4 protein-coding genes are annotated in these 2391 nt (G+C 62.1%); all 4 read left to right on the top strand.

The genetic code is table 11. From position 1 onward, the window contains the following. On the top strand, nucleotides 1–234 hold a 234-nt coding region (locus AKV04_RS03690), incomplete at its 5' end, for a lytic transglycosylase domain-containing protein (protein ID WP_156317344.1). Nucleotides 235–248: 14 nt separating this feature from the next. Then, nucleotides 249–548 (top strand): TrbC/VirB2 family protein, encoded by a 300-nt coding sequence (locus AKV04_RS03685; protein ID WP_054005131.1) that lies wholly within the window; start codon nucleotides 249–251, stop codon nucleotides 546–548. Nucleotides 549–563: 15 nt separating this feature from the next. Continuing rightward, entirely contained in the window at nucleotides 564–830 is a 267-nt protein-coding gene (locus AKV04_RS03680) for a VirB3 family type IV secretion system protein (RefSeq protein WP_054005130.1), read from the top strand. Continuing rightward, nucleotides 820–2391, top strand: a 1572-nt coding sequence (locus AKV04_RS03675; protein WP_156317343.1) for a VirB4 family type IV secretion/conjugal transfer ATPase, incomplete at its 3' end; no start/stop codon positions are given. The genes AKV04_RS03680 and AKV04_RS03675, both read left to right, overlap by 11 nt.

Below are 2391 nucleotides of genomic sequence, written 5' to 3'. Positions count from 1 at the left end.
GATTATCTGCGCGTTGATGCAGCTGATCCCATCGAAAACCTCGACGGCGGCGCGCGCTATTTGCTCGAGCAGATGGCCGCCTTCGGCAGTCTCGATCTCGCCGTTGCCGCCTATAATGCCGGACCGGAAGCCGTGCGCAAATATGGCGGCGTGCCGCCCTACGCCGAGACCCAATCCCACATCGTAAAGGTAATGGCGGCCTACGACCGCATCCTCGCTGACCTCAACATCTGAAGGACCTCAAAAACATGAAACCGACCGAACTGGCTCTTCTGGGCCTGACCCTTTGCACCCTGGTGGTAGCACATTCCGAGCCTGCCTTGGCACAGGTGGTCTTCACCAAAGCCGAGACTGTGGCCACCGGTGTGCTCGCCTCGTTCCGCGGCACCTTGGCGACGGCCTTCTTCGGTATTGCCTTCGTGGTGACGGGGTTCCTCGCGGCCTTCAACCGGATCAGCTGGGCCTGGGTGGCCCTCGTCGTGGTCGGCGCCTTCCTCGTTTTCGCCGGTCCCGCCATTGTTGCCAACTTGCGTTCGTCGTTCAGCTGAGGCGGGGCAGGGGTCATGGAGAAAAGTGCTGTCATCCTCGGGCTCTCCCGGCAAGCCAAGTTCCTTGGCCTGCCGATGCCCTATGCCATGGCAGTGGGTGCGATGACCGTGCTGCCCTTCATCCTGTTCAAACCGGTCTGGTGGTTTCTGACGGCACCCATCTGGTACGCGCTTGCCCGACTTGCGACCAAAGTGAACCCCAATGGCCATCACGTCTTTGCCGTCATGATACAGGTGACGCCGCTCGCCATCCTGAAAAAGGGGCGGCGTCATGTTTCTTGAACGCGATGTGGAGCGGGGCAGGGCGCGGGCATTGATCCCAGCCGACCCGAAACTCTATGCGCATCTGCCCTATATCATCGAGTTGGATGACGAGGTGGTGCGCACTCGCGACAATGGGTTGATGGTCTCGTTGGAAGTGACCGGCATCGACGGTGTCACCTCCGGCGCCGGAGCTGTTTCCGCACTGCGGGCTGGTTTTGCGCATCTGCTCGACACGCTGGATGAGCGCTTCACCTTCTATCTGCACCGGATGATGCGCGGGGCTGAGACGGGTCTCGCGCCAATCCACGGGTCCAGCTTTGCCGCTGATATCGACCGGACATGGGGCAATGAGCTCGTCCGTCGCAACCTGCAAGAATCCGTGCTGATCCTGACTGTCGTGCGCCGCCAGGTCGCGCCTTTGGCCGTGCCGTTCTTTTGTAAGGCCGCCGCCAAGGTCTTTGGCGAAGACAGCAACCGTCGACTGGAAGAACTGCGCGAGGTGATCTCGATCCTCGAGACGGGCCTCGGCATCAAGACCAAGCGGCTGAAGATCAGCGACGGCAGTCTCGTCGGCTTCTACGCCTCGCTGCTGACAGGCGAATTGCGTGTTCAGCCCCGCAGTCCATTCTGCCTTCTTGCGGAAGATGCTGCCGGGGCAGCAGTGCGCTTCGGCAAAGGCGTCATCGCCATTGAGGAGGGGGCCACAACCGCCCGCCTTGCCGCCGTGCTCTATGTCAAATCCTACGCCACAGCGACGTGGCCCGGGATGCTGGATGCGCTTGGCGCGTCACAAGATACCATTATCACCCACAGCTACACGCCGATTGAACGCGGTAGCATCACCGAGCGAGTCAAGCGCAGGGTGGCGCAAATGCGTGCGTCGGAAGACATGGCAGCGACCATCGAGGCGCAGCTCTTTGATGCGGCCGACAGGGCCGAAAGCGGCACCCTCGGTTTTGGCGCCCATCAGATGACGATCACGGTCTTCGCCGAATCCGAGGCCGCCCTTGATACCGAAGTCGCCCGCATCCGTGGCATTGCCCACCAAAACGGCATGCGCCTCGTCCGTGAAGTGACGGCTCTGGAGGCCGCCTTCTTCGCCATGCACCCCGGCAATATGGATTACCGCGCCCGCGATATGACGGTGTCTTCGGTCAATTTCGCGGACATGGCGGCTCTGCATGCCGCCGATACCGGGACCGAGAGGGCGCGATTGCCTTGGCAGACGCCAATCACCGTGTTCCAGACCCTGCAAGGGTCACTGCATCGGTTCAGTTTCCACGAGCCCGGCGATCCACAAGCGGAACCGACCAACGGCCACACGCTGGTTCTTGGCAAATCCGGCGGTGGCAAGACCACGACCGTCGCGTTCCTCGCGGCCCAAGCCCAACGGGCAGGCGGGCGTACGATCATTTTTGACAAGGAAGCGGGCCTCAAAATGGCCGTGCATGCCCTTGGCGGCCGCTATGCAGAAATCCGCGCCGGAAGGCCCACGGGGCTCAATCCGCTCGCCACGGAATCCGGTGAACGCGGTGAGGCCTGGCTTCTCGACTGGCTGGTGGCGCTCTTGGAAAGCCGC

The sequence above is a fragment of the Cypionkella psychrotolerans genome, assembly GCF_001294535.1.
GTDB lineage: Bacteria > Pseudomonadota > Alphaproteobacteria > Rhodobacterales > Rhodobacteraceae > Cypionkella > Cypionkella psychrotolerans.
This window is presented reverse-complemented; position numbering and strand designations above follow the sequence as displayed.

Coding starts and splice junctions, on each gene's coding strand:
- AKV04_RS03685 (WP_054005131.1), top strand. CDS start 249: ATGAAACCGACCGAACTGGCTCTTCTGGGCCTGACCCTTTGCACCCTG.
- AKV04_RS03680 (WP_054005130.1), top strand. CDS start 564: ATGGAGAAAAGTGCTGTCATCCTCGGGCTCTCCCGGCAAGCCAAGTTC.